General features: G+C 71.6%; 19 protein-coding genes and 1 tRNA gene. 7 read left to right on the top strand and 13 right to left on the bottom strand.

Annotated elements, in window-relative coordinates; all coding sequences use genetic code 11:
• Positions 1-7 precede the first annotated feature (7 nt).
• Both C3K08_RS04770 and C3K08_RS04765 read left to right on the top strand, forming a co-directional pair.
• Positions 8-760 (top strand): glucodextranase DOMON-like domain-containing protein, encoded by a 753-nt coding sequence (locus C3K08_RS04770; RefSeq protein WP_234009167.1) that lies wholly within the window; start codon positions 8-10, stop codon positions 758-760.
• The gene (locus tag C3K08_RS04765) at positions 757-1,629 is read left to right on the top strand and encodes a DMT family transporter (protein ID WP_104990259.1); all 873 of its coding nucleotides are present in this window, start codon (positions 757-759) and stop codon (positions 1,627-1,629) included. The genes C3K08_RS04770 and C3K08_RS04765 overlap by 4 nt, the downstream gene beginning before the upstream one ends.
• 3 nt (positions 1,630-1,632) lie before the next feature.
• On the opposite strand, the gene C3K08_RS04760 is transcribed toward C3K08_RS04765, so the two are convergent.
• Genes C3K08_RS04760 through C3K08_RS04755 form a run of 3 tightly spaced genes read right to left on the bottom strand, consistent with a single transcriptional unit; the run spans position 1,633 to position 3,626 of the window.
• On the bottom strand, positions 1,633-2,193 hold the full coding sequence (locus C3K08_RS04760) for a hypothetical protein (RefSeq protein WP_158679850.1): 561 nt from the start codon (positions 2,191-2,193) through the stop codon (positions 1,633-1,635).
• Positions 2,190-2,357 carry a hypothetical protein gene (locus tag C3K08_RS17845; RefSeq protein ID WP_158679849.1) on the bottom strand — a complete coding sequence of 56 codons (168 nt, stop codon included), beginning with the start codon at positions 2,355-2,357 and terminating at the stop codon, positions 2,190-2,192. Before C3K08_RS17845 ends, C3K08_RS04760 begins: the two co-directional genes overlap by 4 nt.
• 9 nt (positions 2,358-2,366) lie before the next feature.
• A complete protein-coding gene (locus C3K08_RS04755; protein WP_104990257.1) occupies positions 2,367-3,626 on the bottom strand; it encodes a DUF4127 family protein in 1,260 nt (419 codons plus the stop codon).
• Between the two features lie 702 nt (positions 3,627-4,328).
• Here C3K08_RS04755 and C3K08_RS04750 point away from each other — a divergent pair.
• A complete protein-coding gene (locus tag C3K08_RS04750) occupies positions 4,329-5,489 on the top strand; it encodes an ABC transporter permease (protein ID WP_104990256.1) in 1,161 nt (386 codons plus the stop codon).
• Positions 5,489-6,175, top strand: coding sequence for an ABC transporter ATP-binding protein (locus tag C3K08_RS04745; protein WP_104990255.1), 687 nt, complete (start codon positions 5,489-5,491; stop codon positions 6,173-6,175). The genes C3K08_RS04750 and C3K08_RS04745 overlap by 1 nt, the downstream gene beginning before the upstream one ends.
• A 63-nt stretch (positions 6,176-6,238) precedes the next feature.
• Here the strand turns inward: C3K08_RS04745 and C3K08_RS04740 are convergent, their stop codons facing one another.
• The gene (locus C3K08_RS04740) at positions 6,239-6,694 is read right to left on the bottom strand and encodes a hypothetical protein (RefSeq protein WP_104990254.1); all 456 of its coding nucleotides are present in this window, start codon (positions 6,692-6,694) and stop codon (positions 6,239-6,241) included.
• A gap of 68 nt (positions 6,695-6,762) precedes the next feature.
• Entirely contained in the window at positions 6,763-8,742 is a 1,980-nt protein-coding gene (locus C3K08_RS04735) for a hypothetical protein (RefSeq protein ID WP_104990253.1), read from the bottom strand.
• A gap of 116 nt (positions 8,743-8,858) precedes the next feature.
• Between C3K08_RS04735 and alr the strand changes: the two genes are divergently transcribed.
• Positions 8,859-9,917, top strand: a complete 1,059-nt coding sequence (gene alr / locus C3K08_RS04730) for an alanine racemase (protein ID WP_104990252.1) — start codon at positions 8,859-8,861, stop codon at positions 9,915-9,917.
• 3 nt (positions 9,918-9,920) lie between these two features.
• On the opposite strand, the gene fni is transcribed toward alr, so the two are convergent.
• On the bottom strand, positions 9,921-10,943 hold the full coding sequence (gene fni, locus C3K08_RS04725) for a type 2 isopentenyl-diphosphate Delta-isomerase (protein WP_199776997.1): 1,023 nt from the start codon (positions 10,941-10,943) through the stop codon (positions 9,921-9,923).
• A 126-nt stretch (positions 10,944-11,069) separates the two neighbouring features.
• Between fni and C3K08_RS04720 the strand changes: the two genes are divergently transcribed.
• Positions 11,070-11,146: transfer RNA gene (locus C3K08_RS04720), tRNA-Met, on the top strand.
• A gap of 85 nt (positions 11,147-11,231) precedes the next feature.
• Here C3K08_RS04720 and C3K08_RS04715 read toward each other — a convergent pair.
• The 5 genes from C3K08_RS04715 to C3K08_RS04695 form a co-directional block, all read right to left on the bottom strand.
• Positions 11,232-11,606 carry a hypothetical protein gene (locus C3K08_RS04715; protein WP_104990251.1) on the bottom strand — a complete coding sequence of 125 codons (375 nt, stop codon included), beginning with the start codon at positions 11,604-11,606 and terminating at the stop codon, positions 11,232-11,234.
• A 1-nt stretch (position 11,607) separates the two neighbouring features.
• Positions 11,608-12,672 (bottom strand): butyrate kinase, encoded by a 1,065-nt coding sequence (locus C3K08_RS04710; RefSeq protein ID WP_104990250.1) that lies wholly within the window; start codon positions 12,670-12,672, stop codon positions 11,608-11,610.
• 103 nt (positions 12,673-12,775) lie between these two features.
• Complete coding sequence (gene hpf / locus C3K08_RS04705; protein WP_104990249.1) at positions 12,776-13,339, bottom strand: ribosome hibernation-promoting factor, HPF/YfiA family; 564 nt, start codon at positions 13,337-13,339, stop codon at positions 12,776-12,778.
• A gap of 465 nt (positions 13,340-13,804) precedes the next feature.
• Positions 13,805-15,007: an acyl-CoA dehydrogenase family protein gene (locus C3K08_RS04700; RefSeq protein ID WP_104990248.1), complete on the bottom strand. Its 1,203-nt coding sequence runs from the start codon at positions 15,005-15,007 to the stop codon at positions 13,805-13,807.
• 155 nt (positions 15,008-15,162) lie between these two features.
• Entirely contained in the window at positions 15,163-16,833 is a 1,671-nt protein-coding gene (locus C3K08_RS04695) for an acyl-CoA carboxylase subunit beta (RefSeq protein WP_104990247.1), read from the bottom strand.
• A gap of 93 nt (positions 16,834-16,926) precedes the next feature.
• On the opposite strand from C3K08_RS04695, the gene C3K08_RS04690 reads away from it, so the two are divergent.
• Positions 16,927-18,285, top strand: coding sequence for a cytochrome P450 (locus tag C3K08_RS04690; RefSeq protein WP_104990246.1), 1,359 nt, complete (start codon positions 16,927-16,929; stop codon positions 18,283-18,285).
• 52 nt (positions 18,286-18,337) lie between these two features.
• Here the strand turns inward: C3K08_RS04690 and C3K08_RS04685 are convergent, their stop codons facing one another.
• Complete coding sequence (locus C3K08_RS04685) at positions 18,338-18,967, bottom strand: CoA transferase subunit B (RefSeq protein WP_104990245.1); 630 nt, start codon at positions 18,965-18,967, stop codon at positions 18,338-18,340.
• Positions 18,967-19,662, bottom strand: a complete 696-nt coding sequence (locus C3K08_RS04680) for a CoA transferase subunit A (RefSeq protein ID WP_104990244.1) — start codon at positions 19,660-19,662, stop codon at positions 18,967-18,969. Before C3K08_RS04680 ends, C3K08_RS04685 begins: the two co-directional genes overlap by 1 nt.
• Between the last annotated feature and the right edge of the window lie 13 nt (positions 19,663-19,675).

The raw sequence follows: 19,675 nt of genomic DNA, 5'->3' as shown, positions 1-19,675 counted from the left end.
GGCGCCCGTGCTCACGCTGCTGACGGCCACCCTGCTCACGGGGACGCTGCTTTCCGTTCCCGACCCGGCGGGGGACGCGCGGGGGGACGGGGGCTACGTGCTGCCCCGGCGCCCCGCCGTGCCCGAGGCGGCCCTCGACCTGCGCTCCTTTCAGGCCGAAGCCCGTGGGGACGGGATGCGCTTCACGGTGGGGCTGGAGGCCATCGGGAATCCCTGGCGATCACCCTCCGGCTTCTCGGCCAACGTGACCGACATCTTCGTGGGGGGCAGCGTGGGCGGCGAGCGCGAACTGGCCGACCTGCGGCTGAGCACCGGGCGCCAGGGCTGGACCTACCACCTGCGGGTGACGGGCTTCGGGAGTCAGCTCACGCGGGTCGCGGAAGCCGGGGACGACCCCACGCCCCTGGAAGACCCCACCGTGCGGCTGGAGGGCAACCGGTTGATCGTGGACGCGGCGGTGCCGCCGGGGCACTACGCCTACTGGGTCACCTCCAGCGTGTACTCGCCCCTGACCCCGGCCGGGGTGCTGCGCCCGGTCACTGCCCCCGGTCCGGCGGTGCTGCAAGCGGGCCGCGCGGGGGCTCCCGTTCCGGTGGACGTGCTGGCCCCGGCGGGCGACGTGACTCCCTTCACGCGGGGCACCCTGGCCCCAGTGGGCCGCGCCCGCGACACCCGCGCCCTGACGCTGGCGGCGCTGGGCGGGCTGGGCCTGCTCGCGGTGATCGTGGCGACCCTGCGCTCGCGGCGGACCCCGGCGTGAGGCCCTCCCCCGCCGGGCTGATCCTGACCGCCGCCGTGCTGTGGGGCCTGCTGGGGATTCTGGGGAAAGGTGCTCAGGGGGCGGGCGTGGGGGCGCTGGAGGTCGCCTTCTGGCGGGCCGCGCTGGGAGGCGGCCTCTTCGCCCTGCATGCTGGGCTGACCCGCGCCACGTTGCCGCGTGGCCGCGACCTGGGAGTGACGGCCGTGTTCGGCCTCGTCGGGGTCAGCGTGTTCTACGGGGCCTACCAGCTCGCCGTGCGGACCGGTGGGGCCAGCCTCGCCTCGGTGCTGCTGTACACCGCGCCCGCCTTTGTCGCGCTGCTGGGCTGGGGCCTGCTGCGCGAGCGGCTGGGCGGGCGGGAGGCGCTGGCCGTCGCGGGCACGCTGGGGGGCATCGCCCTGATCAGCCTGGGCGGGGGCGAGGGCGTGACCGTGACCGGGGCAGCGCTGGGCTGGGGGCTGCTCTCGGGACTGACCTATAGCCTGTACTACCTGTACGGCAAGGCGTTTTTCGGACGCTACGCTCCCACGGCCCTGTACGCCGTCGCCCTCCCCGTGGGGGCGCTGGGGCTGCTGCCCTTCGTGGAGTTCAGCGCCAAGACACCTGCGGCGTGGGCCAGCCTCGCGGGAATCGCGGTGCTGAGCACCTATTTCGCCTACCTCGCCTACAGCGCGGGATTGAAACACCTGCCCGCCACCCGCGCCAGTGTGATCGCCAGCCTGGAACCCGTCGTGGCGGCGGGCCTCGCCGCTGCCCTGTTCGGGGAGAGGCTCTCGGCGGTCGCGCTGGTGGGCGCGGCGCTCGTGGTTGGGGCCGCGCTGCTGCTGAGCGTGGGGGGCCGGGAGAAGGCCGAGGCGGCCACGGCCTAGTGCTCAGCGGTTCGGGATGGAGCGGGAAAAGGTCAGACCGAACATGCCCGCGTCCATCTCTTCGCGTCCCCAGCGGCGGGAGGTCCGCAGGGGCAGGGTGACATCGTCCAGCAGCAGGGAGAAGCCCCGATGCTCGGGCATAAGTCGTAGGCAGGGACCGGTGGGCGCCACGGCGTAGGGTCGGCCCGGCTGCCGTACCGGGCAGAGGAATGTTCCCCGCAGTTCATAGGCCCGCCCGTCCTCCCGTGTCCAACGGCCTTGAACGTCTTCCAAGGCCAGTCCAGAGAGCGACGCGAAACGCGGCAATTCCCGCGGCGGTCCTGCCAACAGCAGCCCCCCGAGGGTCCACAGGGCGAGGTAGAGAAACTGGGTTCCCACGACGGCTGTCACGCCCCAGCCCGTCGCCCCTCGCCGCACACGGAAGAAGACGGCCAGCCCCAGCAATGCGGCTCCCAGCGCCCCCGCGACGGCGGCCCCCGTGGAGAACGACGACCCCGCGAAGCCCCAGACCGCGAAGGCCACGCTCAGCAGGGCCACCCCGCCGAGCAGAAGCCCACGCCTCATTCGGGCAGCGCCGCGAGTGCCAGCGGCCACAGCGCGAGGACGGGGCAGCCGATGGGCAGCAGCCACGGCCATGAGCGGCGCGGCACGAGGAAGGTCACGCCCAGCAGAATCAGTCCTCCGGCCAACAGAAAGAGGACCACTCCAGCGACCGGGAGGGCGAGCATCACCCCAGGCTACCGCCCCTCCAGCCGGAAGTCCCACTCGAAGGAGCGGCCCCAGGGCAGTGCGGCGTCCTCCAGCGTGTAGGTCAGGCCGACCCGCAGCGGGAAATATTCGCGGGCGATCTCCAGCAGCCGCGCCTGCCCGGCAGGCGTATTCAGCTCGGCCTCGGGAACAGCTTTTCTGAGAGCCGCCCGCACCTCGGCGCTGTAGATCACGTCATTGGCGTATTCGCGGGCCAGCAGCGCGTCCTGCCGGATGGGGTCGGCTCCCTCCAGGCTCAGGCGGGCGTGGGCGAGCGCCGTGCCGACGTTGTTGCCCGGCGTGCCCCAGGCCGCGAGCGAACGCAGATTCGCGTGCTGGCGCAGGGTGGCGAGGTCGCGCCACAGCCGCACGTTTCCCAGGTTGACCTGCGCCACGTCCGCCACCGCCACCGGCCCCCGGCGCAGCAGGGCACTCACCCGCAGCGCCGCCCGGCGGGGATCGCCACCGTTGTAGACGTAGAGGGTGAGGTCTGCGCGGTCCCCCTCCACGACCCGGAAGCCGCCTGCTTCGGCATGGTTAAGCACACTCTGGGTCAGCGGAATACCCTCGTAGCGGATGATCCCCTCGGCCTTCACGGGATCGCTGTACTCCACCCGCACGGTCCGCCCCGCCGGGGCGAGGGCACGCGCCACCAGCAGGCTCAGCACCTCGTCGGCGCCGGGGTAGACGCGGACATTGGCCGGGGCCTCCTGCGCCAGCGCCGCACCCTCGGCCGGGGCGGGGCTGCCGGGCAGGGCGTCGTCCCAGGTAACGTGCAACTCGCGGAAGACCCCCTCGCCCGCCCAGCGCATCACCCCGCGCACCACGGCGAGGTTGCGCCCCCGGTCGGTCGCGTCCGGCTCGCGCGGCAGGGTGATAAAGGCGTAGACCGGGCTCCCGGTTCGCGCGGTCCACGTCCGCAGGGGTTCCAGGCGGGCCAGCGCCTGCGCCGCCGTCAGCGGGCTGGTGCGCGACTGCACCAGGCCCCCGTAGGCCAGGGCATCCAGGGCCACCACCAGCGGCACCCCGGTGGGCTGGGCCTCCAGCCACGCGGTCAGGGCGGCCGGGTCGGCTCCCCATGCCGCCGTGCCCAGCAGCTCGGCGGGGGGCACCCGCACGTCGCCGCCGCGCAGTCCGGCGATCAGGGCGGGCAGGACACGGGTCGCCGGGCGGGAGTCGAGCGGGAGGAGGGTCTGGGCACCCGCCTGGGCGGCGAGCAGGAGGGCGAGGAGGGGGATGGGGCGGGGCATGGGGGCAGCGTAGGGGCCAGAGGTGAGGAGTTGGGCGAGCAGACAAAGGGGCGGGGCGGATAAGGCGCGTGGGCGAGGCATGCAGGATGGTTTCTCTGGTCTGGGATGAGGGCGAGCTTCGCCCGCCACCCCCCTCTGCGGCGCAGCTCTACGAGTCCCAGCCTCTGCTGCGCAGCTTTGCAAGTCCCCCGCAAGGGGGGAGGAGTAGACACTGACCTGCTCTTGCGAAAGCCCTCTTTTCCCTGTGTCAGCCGGTCTCAACGTCCCCGCCTTGCGAGTTCACTTTCCAGGCAGACGAGCCGTTCGGCTTGGGTAGCGCCGAGGCCTTTCACTCGGGCGGGACTTGCAAAGCTGCGCAGCAGAGGATGGCGTGGAGGGGGAAACGGGGGCTGGGCGAGCAACGCCGAAGCCTGAAGGGACGACCTTTGCCTAGCGCAGCGCTGCTCCCCTCCACCCAGTATCAGACGCGCTGAATAAGTCAGCGGCAACGCGCGGGCCGCCCCGCGCGGCGGAGACGTGGCCCCCTCTGCTGCGCAGCTCTACGAGTCTGGGGGGAGGGGCTGGGGGTGGGGGCAAGGCGGATCAAGATGCTCAGCCCACCAACCGCCAAACCCCCCCACCCCAACATCGGAAACGCACCCGCCCACACATCGCAGCCCTTCCCGCCCTCTCCCCTGGCCCAGCGGCGTAGCCTGTCTCCCGATGAACGGCAAAGACTTATGGACCCTGGCGTGGCGCGGCCTGACCCGCCGCCCGGTGCGGACCCTGCTGACCGCGCTGGGCATCACCGTGGCGGTCGCCAGCATGGTGGTGTTCCTGTCGCTGGGCGAGGGCATCCGCAAGGTGTTTACCGCCGAGCTGGGCGGCATCGGCCCCGACGTGCAGGTCAGCCTCAGCGGATTTTCGCAGGGCTTCGCGCCCTCGCCCAACCTGCCGCAGGACGTGGTGGGACAGATTCGCGGCCTCTCGGACGAGCTGGGCATCACGGCGGTGACGCCGGTGGTGGTCACGGTGCGCGGCAGCCTCGACGTGACCCAGAGCGCGGTGCTGTACGGGGTGCCCGCTGCCGGGGGGATGACCAACATCTTCCCCAACACGCGGGTGACCCAGGGCCGCGCCCTGACCGGGGCCGACGAGGACGGGGCGGTGGCGGTCATCGGGTCGAAGACCGCCGAGAACCTGAACCTGGGGCTGGGCAGCACCCTCAACCTCAACCGCCGCAGCCGGGTGAAGGTGGTCGGCGTGCTCGCGCCCGAGTCGGGGCTGGTGGACTCGCTGATCTTTCTGCCCATCGGGACCCTTCAGGCGGCGGAGGGCGCCGAGGGCCGCGTCTCGATGGTCGCCCTGAAGCTGAATGACCCCCGGCAGGCCCGCGCGGTCGCCGACACGGTCGCCGCGCGGCTGGACGTGGAGGCACAGACGCAGTCGGACTTCGTGTCGTTCGTGGACCGGGCGCTGCGGATCAGCGACGCCGTGAGATTCGGCATCAGCCTGATCGCCCTGATCGTGGGCGGGCTGGCGGTGGCGAACACGGTGATGATGGGCGTCTTCGAGCGCACCCGCGAGTTCGGCACCCTGCGGGCCATCGGGGCGCGGCCGGGCTTCGTGCGGGGGCTGGTAATGGCCGAGTCGCTGCTGCTCTCGCTGGCGGGCGGCCTGGGGGGGCTGCTGCTGGGACTGGTGGGCATCTGGGGCGTGAACCTCTACACCCAGGACCTCGCCGGGATCGACGCGGCGGCCCTGACGCCCCGGCTGACCCTGCTCGCGCTCGCCATCAGCCTGCTGCTGGGGCTGCTCTCGGGACTGCTTCCGGCCCGCAGCGCCAGCCGCCTGAACATCACCGAAGCGCTGGGGAGGGTCTGATGGGCACCCTACAGGTCGAGAATCTCTCGCGGGTCTACCCCAGCGGCGAGGGACAGGTGACCGCCCTCGCCCCCTTCACCCACACCTTCGCGCCGGGCCTGACGGCGGTGGTGGGGCCGTCGGGCAGCGGCAAGAGCACCCTGCTCAACCTGCTGGCGGGCTTCGATACGCCGACCAGCGGGCGGGTGGTCGTGAACGGCACCGATCTGCACGCGCTGCCCGAGGCGGGGCGGGCCGACTTCCGGCTGACGCACTACGGCTTCGTGTTCCAGAACCACAACCTCGTGTCCATCCTGACGGCGCTGGAGAACGTCGAGTTCCCACTCACGCTGGCGGGTGTACCCCTCCGCGAGCGGCGAGACCGGGCGCGGGCCTTGCTCGACCGGGTGGGGCTGGCGGGCCGCGCCTCACACCTGCCGTCGCAACTGTCGGGCGGGGAGGCGCAGCGGGTCGCCCTCGCCCGCGCCCTGGCGAACGACCCCGACGTGCTGCTCGCCGACGAACCGACCGGGAACCTCGACACGCGCACGGGCGAGCGGGTGCTCGAACTCCTGACCGCTCCCGCCCGCGAAGGCCGCACCGTCGTCCTGATCACCCACGACCGCGACGTGGCGGCGTTGGCCGACCACACCCTGCGGGTCCGCGACGGGGTGGTGACGGCAGAGGGAGCCGGAGTAGGGGTGTAGGGCAAGCGCGGAGCGAAAGGGCGAGGATGGGAACTCCACCTCGCCCCTCTGCGTTGATCGCTGTTACTCGTCCCGAATGGTGACGCGGGCATCCCGCAGCCACAGCACGCGGCCCCGCGGGTCTTCCAGGCTGACCACGACCTGCACGCCCTCGCCCGCTGCCAACCGGCCCGCCGCCCCGCTCCCGCTGGTCTGGAGGCAGGGGCGCTCGCCGCAGCCCTGACGGCTGGCCCGTGCGGCGGGAGCGGACCAGACCCCCTCGCGGGTCACGACGTACACGCCCGTCACGGCGAGGGGCGGCAGGGCCTCGGCACCGCGCTGTCCCTGCACCCGCACGCGCACCCGCAGCGTGTCCCCGCCGAGCTGCGGGGCGGCCTCGACCCTCAGGCGCTGGGGGCCGAGCTGCAGCGACGTGGGCGCCCCCAGCAGGTCCCCCGTGGTGGGAGCGGGGGGCGTGCCCAGCGTGCCGCAGGCTGTCAGGGCAGCCAGGGCAGGAGCCAGGAACCACGTGCGTTTCATGAGTCCAGCTTAACCCAAAGTGGGTCCCGGCGGGGTGAGCGACCTCCCCCTCCCCACGCTGCGGCCCCTTACCAGGCGAGGTCGGGCGCCGTCACCACCGCGTCGGCGGGCTGGTCGGTGAGCAGGGTGTAGCTCACCGTGTAGGTGCCCGGAATCACCCGCGCGAGCAGGATGCTGTCGCCCTCGGCGCGGGCATTCACCCCCGCGAGGCTGGGTCCCTGCACGGTGAGCGGCCCGCGCACCGCCGAGGTACCCCCCTCCGCCACGGGCAGGGGGTCGATCAGGCGCACGTTCTCCAGGGTGCGGTCCACCGTGAGGGCCAGGGTGACGGCGTAGCCCTGAGGCGCCACGTCCACGCTTTTGGTGAGGGTGGCCCGGCCGCCGCCCTGCACCGTGCGCGTCACGTTGGCCCCGCCGGGATTGCGGACGCGGGCCTGCCCGGTCGCCCGCAGGTCCAGCGGCTCGGCGACCGCCTCCGCCGTGTCGGTGCGGCACACCCGCACCGGGACCTTGAGGCGCAGGGGCTGCCCGCCCCCCACCTCGCCGGGCACCTCCAGCGGGTAGTCGCTGGCCCACCCGGTCGGCAGGTTCAGGCGCACGCGGGCGGGCAGGCGCTGGGGAAAGTCGGTCTTGAGGGTCGCGGTGAGCTGGGTCACGTCGCAGGCATTCAGGATGTCGGGGGCGGTGACCAGCGTCAACTCGGTCCGCACCACGTATTCCAGGGTCACCCGCGCGGTGCCGCCGTCCGCGACCCGGCCGGGAGGGGGCGCCGTGACCGTGCTGCCCGCCAGGGTGCCCGGCTTGACCGGGTACTCGCCTGGAGCGAGGGGCAGGGTGGCCGGGGCGGTCAGCGTCTGCCCCGCGACCTCGAAGGCCACGCCGCTGAGGGGAATGCGCTGGTCCCCGTACACCGCGACCGCCTCCACCGCGAGCTGGCCTTCCGGCGGGCGGGCCACGAAGCGCACCTTGGTGAAGCCCGGCTGGTAACGGATCTCGGTGGGCGAGACGATGTTCCCGGTCCCCTGCACGATGCTGCCCCCCACCGGCAGGTAGCCCGGCGGCAGGCTGGGCCGCACCACCCGCTCCCCGATCAGGGTATAGCCCGCCCCCGGAATCGCCCGGCCCTGCGGGTCCACGACCTCCACGAGGAGCTGGTTGTCCAGCCGCGCCCCGGTCGGCGGCGCGAAGCCCCCCACGCGGGCGGGGACGGCATTTTCCCCCAGCCGGAAGGAGTAGCGCACCGCGTTGGAATACTGCTTGGTGGTCGGCAGGACCCGGATATACACCTGCCACTCGCCCACCAGTTCCGGCGTGATCGGGAAGCGGTCGGTCGCGGCCTGCCCGTTGGCGCTGGTGGTCAGGTTCACCCGCGCCCCGCCGGGCTGCACCACCCAGGTTTCGGCCTCCTGCGCCCCGTCCACGTCGTAGTTCAGCAGGCTGAGGGTCTGCCCCACCCAGGCAGGCGGCACGGTGAGCCGCGCGGCGAGCAGCGGCGTCTGCTCGGTGTCGCGGGCGTTGACCGAAAAGTCGCTCGTCTCCAGACTGAACGGCTCGGCCACCCGCAGCGCGAACGAGTTCTTGCCGTCGCCCCGGCTGCTCACCCGCAGCGTGTAGGTCCCGGCGGGCAACCCCCCCGCGTAGAGGCTGTCCCAGGTGTGCTCGCGCCCCGCCGCGTAGCGCCGCTCGGCGACCGTGCCGCCCGGACCCGTCAGGGTAAAGGTGGTCTCGAACGGCTCATTTTTCTTGTACAACTCGTCCCCAAAGTAGCCCGCCCCCCGCCGCCCGTCCACGTAGTCCGCGAGGTTGAAGCCGGGGCTGTAGGCTTCCAGTCCCAGCGGTTTCCCGGCGTCCCCCGGCGCGACCCGGATCACGTAGGTTTCCTGTGCCTGCGGCCAGCGCTCGCCCACCGACACCAGCGGGAGGATGCCCCCGGCCGCACTCGGCGCGGCGGGTGTGGGGGAGGCTGGGGTGGAGGTGGTCTGGGCGGCAGCGGGCACGGCGAGGAGCAGGGCGGACAGCAGGAGGGCGGCCGTGGGGGGACGGGGCATGAAGGCAGGATAAAGGGCCGGGGGCGGGGCGGAAAGCCGGAACGGGGACGGACCTGCGCTCCCACACCTGCCCACCCGCGAAACCCCCGCAGACCGATGCTCTAGCATGCGCGGCGATGCAGTCCCGCGCCGTGGCCCTGATGTCCGAGTCCGCCCTCGCGGGCAACCTCACGGCCCTCGCGCGGCGGGCGGGGGTGCCGCTGCTGCTGCCCGTCAAGGCGAACGCCTACGGGCACGGGCTGGCCGAGGTCGCGGCCCTCGCCGCCCGGCACCCCGACGTGTGGGGCTTCGCGGTCGCGGTGCCGCAGGAGGCCGCCGCGCTGGCCGCCCTCGCCCCTGGCAAGCCCATCCTGCTGCTGACTCCCCCCACCCCGGAGGAGGTCCGGCCCCTCGCGGACCTCGGCGTGCGCCTGCCCGTCGCCTCGCTCGCCGAAGCCGAGGCCCTGCCCGCCCATGCCCGCGCCCACCTCAAGGTGGATACCGGCATGAACCGCCTGGGTGCGAGGCCCGAGGAGGCGGTGGAAATCGGCCGCCGCCTCGCCGAGCGGGGGCTGCTGGAGGGCGTCTACACCCACTTCGCCACCGCCGACGAGCCGGACCTCTCCTTCGCGCACCGGCAACTTGCGCTGTTCGGGTCGGTGCTGGCGGCGCTGCCCCCGGTCCTCGCGCACGCCGCGAACGGGGGCGGGGTGCTGAGTTTCGGCCCGCTGCCCGGTATGGGGCTGGCCCGGCCCGGCCTCGCCGCCTACGGCTACGCCCCCGCGCACCTGCGCGACCGGGCGCCGCTGACCCCGGTGATGACCCTGCGGGCACGGGTGACCCACATTCACCCCGTCCAGCCCGGTGAGAGCGTGAGCTACGGCGGCCTGTGGCGGGCAGCCCGCGACACCACCGTGGCGACCGTCGGCGTGGGCTACGCGGACGGCTACCCCCGGAACGCCACCGGGCAGGCCGAGGTCCTCGTCGCGGGCGAGCGCCGCCCGGTGCTGGGGCGCATCTGCATGGACCAGATGATGGTGGATGTGACCGGGCTGCCCGTGCGGGTGGGCGACTGGGTGGAGGTCTGGGGCGCGGGCGAGATCACCGTCTCGGACGTGGCGGCCTGGGGGGGGACGGTCGAGTACGAGGTGCTGACCGGGGTCGGAGCGCGGGTGGAGCGCCGGGCCGCGCCCTAAGGGTCAGTCCAGGGACACCGCCGCCCCCCGCGCCGCCTCCACGCTGCTATACCCTCCCACGAACAGGGCGACCCGCAATTCGTGGATGAAGCCTGCCAGCCACGCCTCCGCCGCCTCCGCGCTTTCCAGCGCGGGCTCCAGCAGGGGCCGGGCCACCGCCACGACCTGTGCCCCCAGCGCGAGGGCGCGGGCCGCGTCTAGGCCGCTGCGGATGCCGCCGGACGCGATCAGCGGCGTGCCGGGAGCCTCCCGCCGGGCCTCCCGCAATGCCCGTGCGGTGGGCACCCCTAGCTCGCACAGCTCCGGCGAACGCACCTCCCCGAAGCGCACGAGCTGCTCGACCCGCGCCCAGCTCGTCCCCCCCGCCCCGGCCACGTCGTAGGCGGCAAATCCGGCGTCCCGCACCGCCCGGATCGTCGCCGCGTCCAGTCCGTGCCCGACCTCCTTGAGCACGACGGGGAAGGGCAACTGAGGCACCACCTCCGTCAGCCGGTCCGCCAGCCCCGCCCAGTGGGTATCACCCCCCGCCTGCATCGCCTCCTGCAAGGGGTTGAGGTGAATGGCGAGGGCGTCGGCCCCCACCTCGCGCACGGCCCGGATCGCCTCGGTCGCCCCGTAGCCCAGCCCGAACTGCGCCGCTCCCAGATTCCCGACCAGCAGGATGTCCGGCGCCACGTCCCGCACCTGAAAGCTGACCGCTGCCTCCGGCCGCTCCAGCATCACCCGCTGCGACCCCAGCATCATGCCCAGGCCCAGCCGCGCCGCCGCCTGCGCGAGGTGGCGGTTGATGGTCCCCGCTCGTTCGGCGCCGCCTGTCATCGCACCGATCAGGACGGGCGCAGCCAGCGGACGTCCCAGGAAGGAGGTGGTCAGGTCCACCGCTCCCAGGTCCAGCTCCGGCAGTGCTCGGTACGGCCACGGCACCCTCGCGAGACCAGTGGACACCCCCGCGTACTGGCTCTCGGGGCGCAGGCAGGCGTCGAGGTGGCGCAGTTTGCGCGTCTGGATGTCCCCGCTCCCCGTCACCCGGCCAGCCTACCTGCCGGAGCCGGGTGAGAACGGTCGGGCCTGCCACACGTGTTGACAGTTCGGAAGTCCGGCGCTACTATTCCTGAGCGCCGGAAGAACCGAGGTTCCGAAGGAGGCAGATGACGCAGGGTAGAGCAGTCTGGTAGCTCGTCGGGCTCATAACCCGGAGGTCACAGGTTCAAATCCTGTCCCTGCAACCAGAGAGAATGGCCCCCACTTCGGTGGGGGTTCTTCGTTGATGGATGAATGGGCGCCCGAGAGGTGTCCCTCCCTCCCCCACCTTCCTCAGCGCATTCGGTCGCGTACCTCCTGCAAGGTCTCTTCGAAGGCGTCGTCAAACACGTCCTCCAGCAGGCGGTCGCGGATCAACTCGTCTTGCAGGGTGGTGGTCTGCTCGCGGGTCCAGCGCACCCGGACCTCGCGGGCGGTGCTGACATTGCCCTGCCCGGCGACGAAGTGGGCGGCGTGGCGCAGGGCGTCTCCGGGATCGTCGGTGGGTGCCACTACCCGCAGGTTGCGCAGCCCGCCCCGGTCGTTGACGAGCGAGCAGGTCACCTCGATGCGCTGGCCCCGGCGAGCCAGGAACACCTGATCCACCCGCCACATGCTCGTGGCGCGGATGGGCTCGGGGGCTGAACGGAGGGGACGTCGGCGGGCCATCTCAGGCAGGCGCCTCGGCGTGGGGTGGGGTCCATTCGCGCGGCGTCTCCAGGCCCAGCAGCACCCGGCCCGCGCCCTCCGCAAGGGCTTCGAGTTCCAGTTCGCCGGGCACCACGATCACGGGGGCGATCCAGCTCAACCGGCGCTCAATCCGGTCCACGACCGCCTCCCAGCGGGCCACTCCACCCGTCAGCGCCAGCGCGTCGGGCCGGGCGGAGAGCGCCCCACACTGCTCGCCCACCGCCTTGCACGCCTGATGCACGAGCGCCGAGGCCGCCGCCTGCACGTCAGGGTCTTCCTGGGCACGGGCTTCGAGGTCGCGCAGGTTGGCGCTCCCCGTCAGGGCCAGGAAGCCGCTGCCCGACGCGAGCCGGGTCAGCACCTCGTCCGGGCGGTGTCCCTCGGCCAGCCGCAGCAGTGCGGGAGCGGGCAGGGGTCCGGCCTGCATCGCCCCGATGGGGCCGCCGCCCGCCCCGCTTCCGGTGGTGTCCACCGCCCGGCCCCGGTCAAAGGCGGTCACGCTGGTGGTGGCCCCCAGGTGCGCGACGACCACCCGCGCGTCTTGCAGCCGCAGCCCGACCTCATGGGCGGCGCGGCGGGCCACCACGCGGGCATTGAGGGCGTGGAAGCGAGGCTCGCGGGTCACGCCGGGCACCCCCGTCTCGCGGGCTTCGGGAAGCAGTTCGTTGACGCTCTGGGGGTCCACCACGTAGGCGGGCACCCCCCGCGCCTGCCCCAGCCGCAGCGCCAGAGCCGCCCCCAGCCCGTCGCGGCCCGGCTCGGCGGCGTAGGCGGCCAGCGACGGCGTGACCCGGTAGGTGCCCGCCGCCACCGCGCCCAGCCAGCCGCCGCGCCCCACCACGGCGTCGGGGGCAGGCCAGCCCGCCGTGGCGTCCAGAATGGCGGCCATCAGCGCTTGGGGATCGTGCTCGGCGGCCAGGGGCACCTCCGAGCGCTCCAGGCTCAGGCGCAGTTGCCCCGGCAGGGCCGGATTGTCGCTGGGCGAGATGGCCGCGCACGCGAGCTTGACGCTGCTGGTTCCGGGGTTGACCACGTGCGCGATCATGAACGCCCCAGCCTAGCAGATGCCCCGGCCTGCCGCCGGAACAGGGGGAGGGGGAGGGGAGCCGCTGCTGTGCAGGCTCCCCTCCCCCTCCAGGGGCTCCCGCTCAGCTCGGTTCAATCAGCCCGTAGTGTCCGTCACGGCGGCGGTAGACCACGCCGACGCCCTGCGAATCCATGTTGCGGAAGACGTAGAAGTCGTGGCCCAGCGCCTCCATCTGGGTGATGGCGTCCTCGGGGCTCATGGGGCGCACGTCGAAGCGCTTGGTGCGGACGATCTCGGGGCGAAACTCGGTCACGTCGTCGAGCCCCGCGTCCACGTCCGCCTCGGCCAGGCCCGGCTCGGGCTGGGGCGGGGCGTCCTGGCGGTGCTTCATGTAGCGGGTCTTGAACTTGCGCAGTTGACGCTCCAGCACGTCGCTGGCGCGGTCGATGGCCGCGTACATGTCGGCGTGGTGTTCCTCGGCGCGGACGATGCCGCCCGGCACGTTGAGCTGCACTTCCACGCGGTTGCGCCGCCCGGCGTCCCGCACGTCGCGGACCGTCAGGGTCACGCGCGCGTCGGTGATCTGGTCGCTGTAGCGGTCCAGGCGCGTCAACTTCTCCTGCACGTACTCGCGCAGCGCGTCGGTGACCTCCACGTTCCGGCCGGACAACTGGTAGATATGCATACTGGTCTCCTCGTTCTCGGTTCTCCGAAGGGGGAAATCGGCCCCTCCGGGCACCTGCACTCTAGGCCACCCCCCCGGCCCCCGTCAGGCGAGGAGACCACAGCCGCGCCCGGACGGGTGGGGTATGGTGGGGGAGTGAGCCGCCCCGAGGGGCGAGCGGAGCAGCAAAGTGCCCACCCCCGAGGGAAGTGGGCACTGGAAGTCGAAAACGGGTCAGCGGCGGCGGTCACGCACGCGGACCGGCACGGGCACCGGCTGGGGCTGCGGCGCTCCCTTCAGCGCCTCGCGCAGCCAGTCGATGAATTCACGTAGGCCCTTCATGGAGAGAGTCTAGAGGCCGGGGGCCGGGACAGATGCGCCCCCGCTTACGATGCCCCCATTGCGCAAAACTTCACCGGGGACGGCAAAACACCTCATGGACAAGGCCCCGGAGAAGTCGCTTTCCGGGGCCGGTGAACGGTGCCGTTACTCGGCGAACCGCTTGAGCACGTCGCGGCTGATCACGAGGCGCTGCACCTCGTCGGTGCCCTCCCCGATGCGGGTGAGGCGGTTGTCGCGCCAGTAGCGCTCGACCGGGTACTCCTTGATGTAGCCGTAGCCCCCCAGCATCTGAATCGCCTCGTCGCAGGCTTCCACGCCCACCGTCGTGGCGAACAGCTTGGCACGGGCGACGGGCACGGTGAAGGTCATGCCCGCATCCTTGAGATCGGCGGCCTTGCGGATCAGGAGGCGGGCGGCTTCCAACTTCGTGTCCATGTCCGCGAGGCGGAAGGCGATGTCCTGGTTGTGCGAGATCGGCTTGCCGAACTGCTCGCGCCCGGCGGTGTAGCGGGCCGCGTACTCGTAGGCGGCGCGGCCCAGGCCCAGGCCCATCGCGGCGATGCCCACGCGGCCACCGTCGAGCACCTTCATCACGTCCTTGAAGGCGTTGCCACGCTCGCCCAGCAGGGCATCGGCGGGGAGGTGGATGTCCTCGAAGATGAGCTGCGCGGTGTCGCTGGAGCGCAGGCCCAGCTTGTCCTCCTTGCGCCCGATGGAAAAGCCCTGCACCTCGTCGCGGTTGAAGACGAAGGCCGAGATGCCGTCGTTCTTGCCCTTGCCGGGACGCGGCGCGTCGGTGCGGGCCAGGATCACGTAGGTACCGCCCACGCTGCCCTGGGTGATGAAGTTCTTGGAACCGTTGAGAATCCACGACCCGTCGGGCTGCTCCTTGGCGTTGGACACCATGCCGCCGCTGTCCGAGCCGCTGCCGGGTTCGGTCAGGCCCCAGGCCCCCAGCTTCTTCGCGGAGGCGAGGTCAGGCAGGAACTTCTGCTTTTGCGCCTCGGTCCCGCCGATCAGGATGTGCCCCTGGCACAGCGAGTTGTGCGAGGCGACGGTCAGGCACAGCGAGCCGTCCACCGCCGCGATCTCCTCGATGATCATGGCGAAGGTGGCCGTGTCGAGGCCCGAGCCGCCGTACTCCTCAGGCGTCTGGGCGCCCATGATGCCCATCTCGCCCAGTTCACGCACGATCTCGAACGGAAACTCGCCAGTCTGGTCGCGCTCGGCGGCGCCGGGTTCCACGCGGGTCTTCAAGAAGCTCCCCAGCGCCGAGACGATGGTGCGCTGGTCGTCGTTGAGGGGCGCGGTGTTGGGGTTGGTCGGGCGGTCGAGGGTGCTGGTCATGGGGTCGCCTCCGGCGGGTCAAAGGGTATAAGAGTCAGAGGGTCTAAGGAAAATGGGCGCGGGACGTCATGAAGCGGGGCGGCACAGGGTCAAGTACAGTCAGGGCTTTCTTAGACCCTTAGACCTTTCGACCCTTAGACGGGCGCGCCAGCGCCCTACACCTGAAACACGCCCACTTTGAACTCTTCCTGCACCGGATTCTGGGCGCAGGCTTCCAGAGCGCGGATCAATCGGTTACGGGTGTCGTTCGGCGGAATGATCTCGTCCACCCACAGACGGGCGGCGGCGTAGCGGGGGTCGAGTTCGGTGTCGTACTTGGCCTTGACCTCGTCGTAGAGCTTCTGGAGTTCCACGTCGTCGGGGGGGTGGCCGGAGCGCTTCAGGGCCGCGAGCTGGATGTCGAGCAGCGTCTTGGCCGCCGCGTTGCCGCTCATCACGGCGTACTTGGCGCTGGGCCACGCGAAGAGGAAGCGGGGCGCATAGGCCTTGCCGTTCATCGCGTAGTTCCCGGCCCCGAACGAGCCGCCCGTGATGATGGTGATTTTGGGAACGACGGAGTTGGACACCGCGTTCACCAGCTTCGCGCCCCGGCGGATGATGCCCTCCTGCTCGGAGTCGCGGCCCACCATGAAGCCGGTCACGTCCGAGAGGAACACCAGCGGCACCCCCGCCTGATTCGCGTCGAGGATGAAGCGGGCCGCCTTGTCCGCCGAGTCGCCGTAGATCACGCCGCCGACCTCGATGCGGGTGCGCAGGCCGGGTTCGCCGCCCGACTTGAGCTTCTTCTTGATCACGGTGCGCTGGTTGGCGACAAAGCCCACCGGGAAGCCGCCCACCCGCGCAAAGCCGCACACGATGGTTTCGCCGTATTCGGGCTTGAACTCGTGGAACTCGCCGCTGTCCACAATGGACGTGATCAGGTCGCGCACGTCGTAGGTCTTGGAGCCGTCGAAGCCCACCAGCTCGGTGAGGTCGCGCTCGGGCGCGGGCAGCGTCTCCTTGCGGCGGCGAGCAAAGGGGGCGGGGTCGCCCTGCGCGTACAGGTCGGCCAGGGCGCGGATGCGGGCGAGCGCCGCGTCATCGTCGGGTTCCTTGTAGTCCACCGTTCCGGCTATCGAGGCGTGCATGTCCGCGCCACCGAGCTCCTCGGAGTCCACGACCTGCCCGATGGCCGCCTTCACGAGCGCGGGTCCGGCGAGGTAGAGGCCCGAGCCCTCGGTCATGATCAGCGTGTCGCACATGACGGGCAGGTACGCGCCGCCTGCCACGCAGTTGCCCATGATCGCGGCGATCTGCGGGATGCCCTGGGCACTCATGCGGGCATTCAGGTAGAAGACCCGCCCGAAGTCGTCCTGATCGGGGAAAATCTCGTCCTGCATGGGCAGGTACACGCCCGCCGAGTCCACGAGGTAGACGACGGGGAGGGCATTTTCCAGCGCGATCGTCTGCGCCCGGATCACCTTCTTGGCGGTGATCGGGAAGAACGCGCCCGCCTTCACGGTGGCGTCGTTGGCGATGATCATCCAGGGACGGCCCGCGATGGTGCCGATGCCCGTGACGGTGCCCCCGCTGGGGCAGCCGCCCACGTCCTCGTACATGCCGTACCCGGTGAAGGTCATCAGTTCGTCAAAGGGCGTGCCCTCGTCCACCAGGCGGGCGATACGTTCGCGGGCGGTCAGGCGGTTTTTCTCGTGCTGACGCTGCTGGGCCTTGGGGCCACCGCCCGCGCGGACCTGCTGCTGGTCGGCGGCGAGGCGGGCAAGGGCCTCGGCCCAGGCTCCCTGCGGGGTGGGGGGCGCCGGAGCGCGGGTGTCAGGTTGGGTCATCTGCCCCGGCAGTCTAACAAACGGCCGTTTGGAAGCGGAGCGGTGCGTCCGGTTCTGTCAGCCAGCCCCGGCGTGCGGGCGCATACTGCCCCCATGACCGCCACCCTCTCCCGGCCCGCTGGTCCCCGGCCTCACCCCGTCCTGGGGCACCTGCCTGAATTGCGGCGCGACGCGCTGGGGTTCCTGCGCCACGCGCGGGCGGCCTACGGGGACGTGTTCCCCATTCGCTTCGGGCGGAACGAGGTGCTGGTGGTGGCCGAGCCTGCCGCCGCCCGCGAGGTGCTGGTCACGAAGGCCGCGAGCTTCCGCAAGGGGCGCGGCATTCAGAAGATGGAGCCCTTCCTGGGCAGCGGCCTGCTGACCGCCGAGGGCGAGACGTGGCGCTCGCACCGCCGCCTGATGCAGCCCGCCTTTCACCGCGCGGCGCTGGAGGGCATGGCCGGGGACATCGTGGGGGCGGTGGCGCCGCTGCTGGCCCGGCTGGAGGCGGCGGCCCGCTCCGGCGCGGAGGTGGACGTGGGCTCCGAGATGCTGCACGTGACCCTGCGGGCGGTGGCCGCCGTGCTGTTCGGCACCGCGCTCGATGACCGCGAGCTGGCAGTGGTGGAGCGCGAGCTGCCGCCACTGCTGGAACGCACCTCGGCCCGCATCCGCTCGCTGGTGGACTGGGACCTGCCCACCCCCGCCCGCCGCCGCGAGCAAGCGGCGGGGGAAGCGCTGGACGCCATCGTGCACCGCATCATCCGCGAGCGCCGGGCCTCCGGGGAGGGCGGCGGGGACCTGCTGGGAATGCTGCTCGCCGCGCGGGACGAGGACGGCGGGGGCGGCCTGACCGACGCCGAGCTGCGCGACGAGGTGATGACCCTCTTCCTGGCGGGGCACGAGACGACCGCGACGCTGCTGACCTTCCTGTTCCTGAGCCTCTCGCGCCATCCTGAGGTTCGCGCCGGGGTGCAGGCTGAGGTGCGGGCAGCGCTGGGCGACCGAACCCCCACTGCCGCTGACCTGCGTGAGCTGCCGCTGCTGAACGCCTGCCTTCAGGAGACGCTGCGCCTCTACCCCCCGGCGTGGCTGGTCCCCCGGCAGGCGACCGCCCCGGTGACGGTGGCGGAGGTGGAGGTGCCGGAGGGCGGCAATGTCAGCGTGAACATCTTCCTGATTCAGCGCAACGCCCGGTACTGGCCGCAGCCCGACGCTTTTCGGCCAGAGCGCTGGGTGGAGGGAGGCCGCACGCCGGAAGCCTTCCTGCCCTTCGGGGCGGGGGCGCGGATGTGCATCGGCAACCACCTCGCGCTGATGGAGGCGGGGCTGATCGCGGCGCTGGTGCTGCGCGACTTCGGGCTGGAGGTGCCGGGGGGTGGGCCGACTGGACTCGTCGCGGGCGTAACCCTCAAGCCGGACGGGGCGGTGCGGGCGCGGGTTCAGGCGTCGGCGGGTCAGGGGCCAGCGTAGATCGGCAAAGGCCGGACGCCTCCGCAGAAGCGCCCGGCCAGCTCCGTCTCCCCTACCCGTGAATCGGAGCGCCCGTCTTCGCCCGCAGTTCGTCCAGCGTCACGCCGGGAGCGAGTTCGACCAGCTTCAATCCTTCCGGCGTCACGTCTAGCACGCCGAGGTCGGTGATGATGCGGTCCACCACGCCCTGACCGGTGAGCGGCAGGGTGCACTCGGGGAGAATCTTGTGCGCGTCTCCCTTGGCGACATGTTCCATCAGCACGACCACGCGCTGCACGCCCGCCACGAGGTCCATCGCGCCGCCCATGCCCTTGACCATCTTGCCGGGAATCATCCAGTTGGCGAGGTCGCCCCGCTCGGACACCTGCATCGCCCCCAGGATGGCGAGGTTGACGTGCCCGCCCCGGATCATGGCGAAGGAATCGGCGCTGGAGAAAAAGCTCGCGCCCGGCAGTGCCGTCACCGTCTGCTTGCCCGCGTTGATGAGGTCGGGGTCCACCTCGTCTTCGGTCGGGAAGGGACCGATCCCCAGCAGGCCGTTTTCGGATTGCAGCATCACGGAGACGCCCTCGGGGATGTGGTTGGCGACCAGAGTGGGCAGGCCGATGCCGAGGTTCACGTAGTAGCCGTCTTGCAGTTCGCGGGCGGCGCGGGCCGCCATCTCGTCTCGGGTCCAGGGCATTACTGTCTCACCGTCCGCTGCTCAATGCGCTTTTCAGGCTCAGGGTTCAGCACCACGCGCTGCACGTAGATGCCGGGGGTGTCGATCTCGTCGGGATCGAGCTGGCCCACCTCCACGATCTCCTCCACCTCGGCCACGGTCACGCGGCCACAGGTTGCGGCCATCGGGTTGAAGTTCTGCGCGGTCTTGCGGTACACGAGGTTCCCGGACCGGTCGGCCTTCCACGCCTTGACAAGCGCGAGGTCGGCGCGGATGCCGCGTTCGAGGATGTACGTTTCGCCATCGAAGTCCTTGTGCTCCTTGCCATCCGCGACGACGGTGCCCACGCCGGTCTTCGTGTAGAAGCCGGGAATGCCCGCGCCCCCGGCCCGCATCCGCTCGGCGAGGGTGCCCTGGGGGGTGAACTCCAGCTCCAGCTCTCCGGCGAGGTACTGGCGCTCGAATTCCTTGTTCTCGCCCACGTAGGAGGAGATCATCTTGCGAATCTGCCGGGTCTGGAGCAGCAGCCCCAGGCCCCAGCCGTCCACACCCGCGTTGTTGCTCACGGCGGTGAGGTCCTTCGCCCCACTGTCGCGCAGCGCGAGGATGAGTTGCTCGGGAATTCCGCAGAGGCCGAAGCCTCCCACGGCGACGGTCTGGCCGTCGGCCACAATGTCTTGCAGCGCTTCACTCGCGCTCGGGTAGACCTTGTTCATGTCGGCTCCAGAC

It is taken from the genome of Deinococcus sp. NW-56 (genome assembly GCF_002953415.1).
Lineage (GTDB): Bacteria > Deinococcota > Deinococci > Deinococcales > Deinococcaceae > Deinococcus.
The sequence above is the reverse complement of the archived record's forward strand: the minus strand, read 5'-3'. Positions and strand labels throughout refer to the sequence as shown.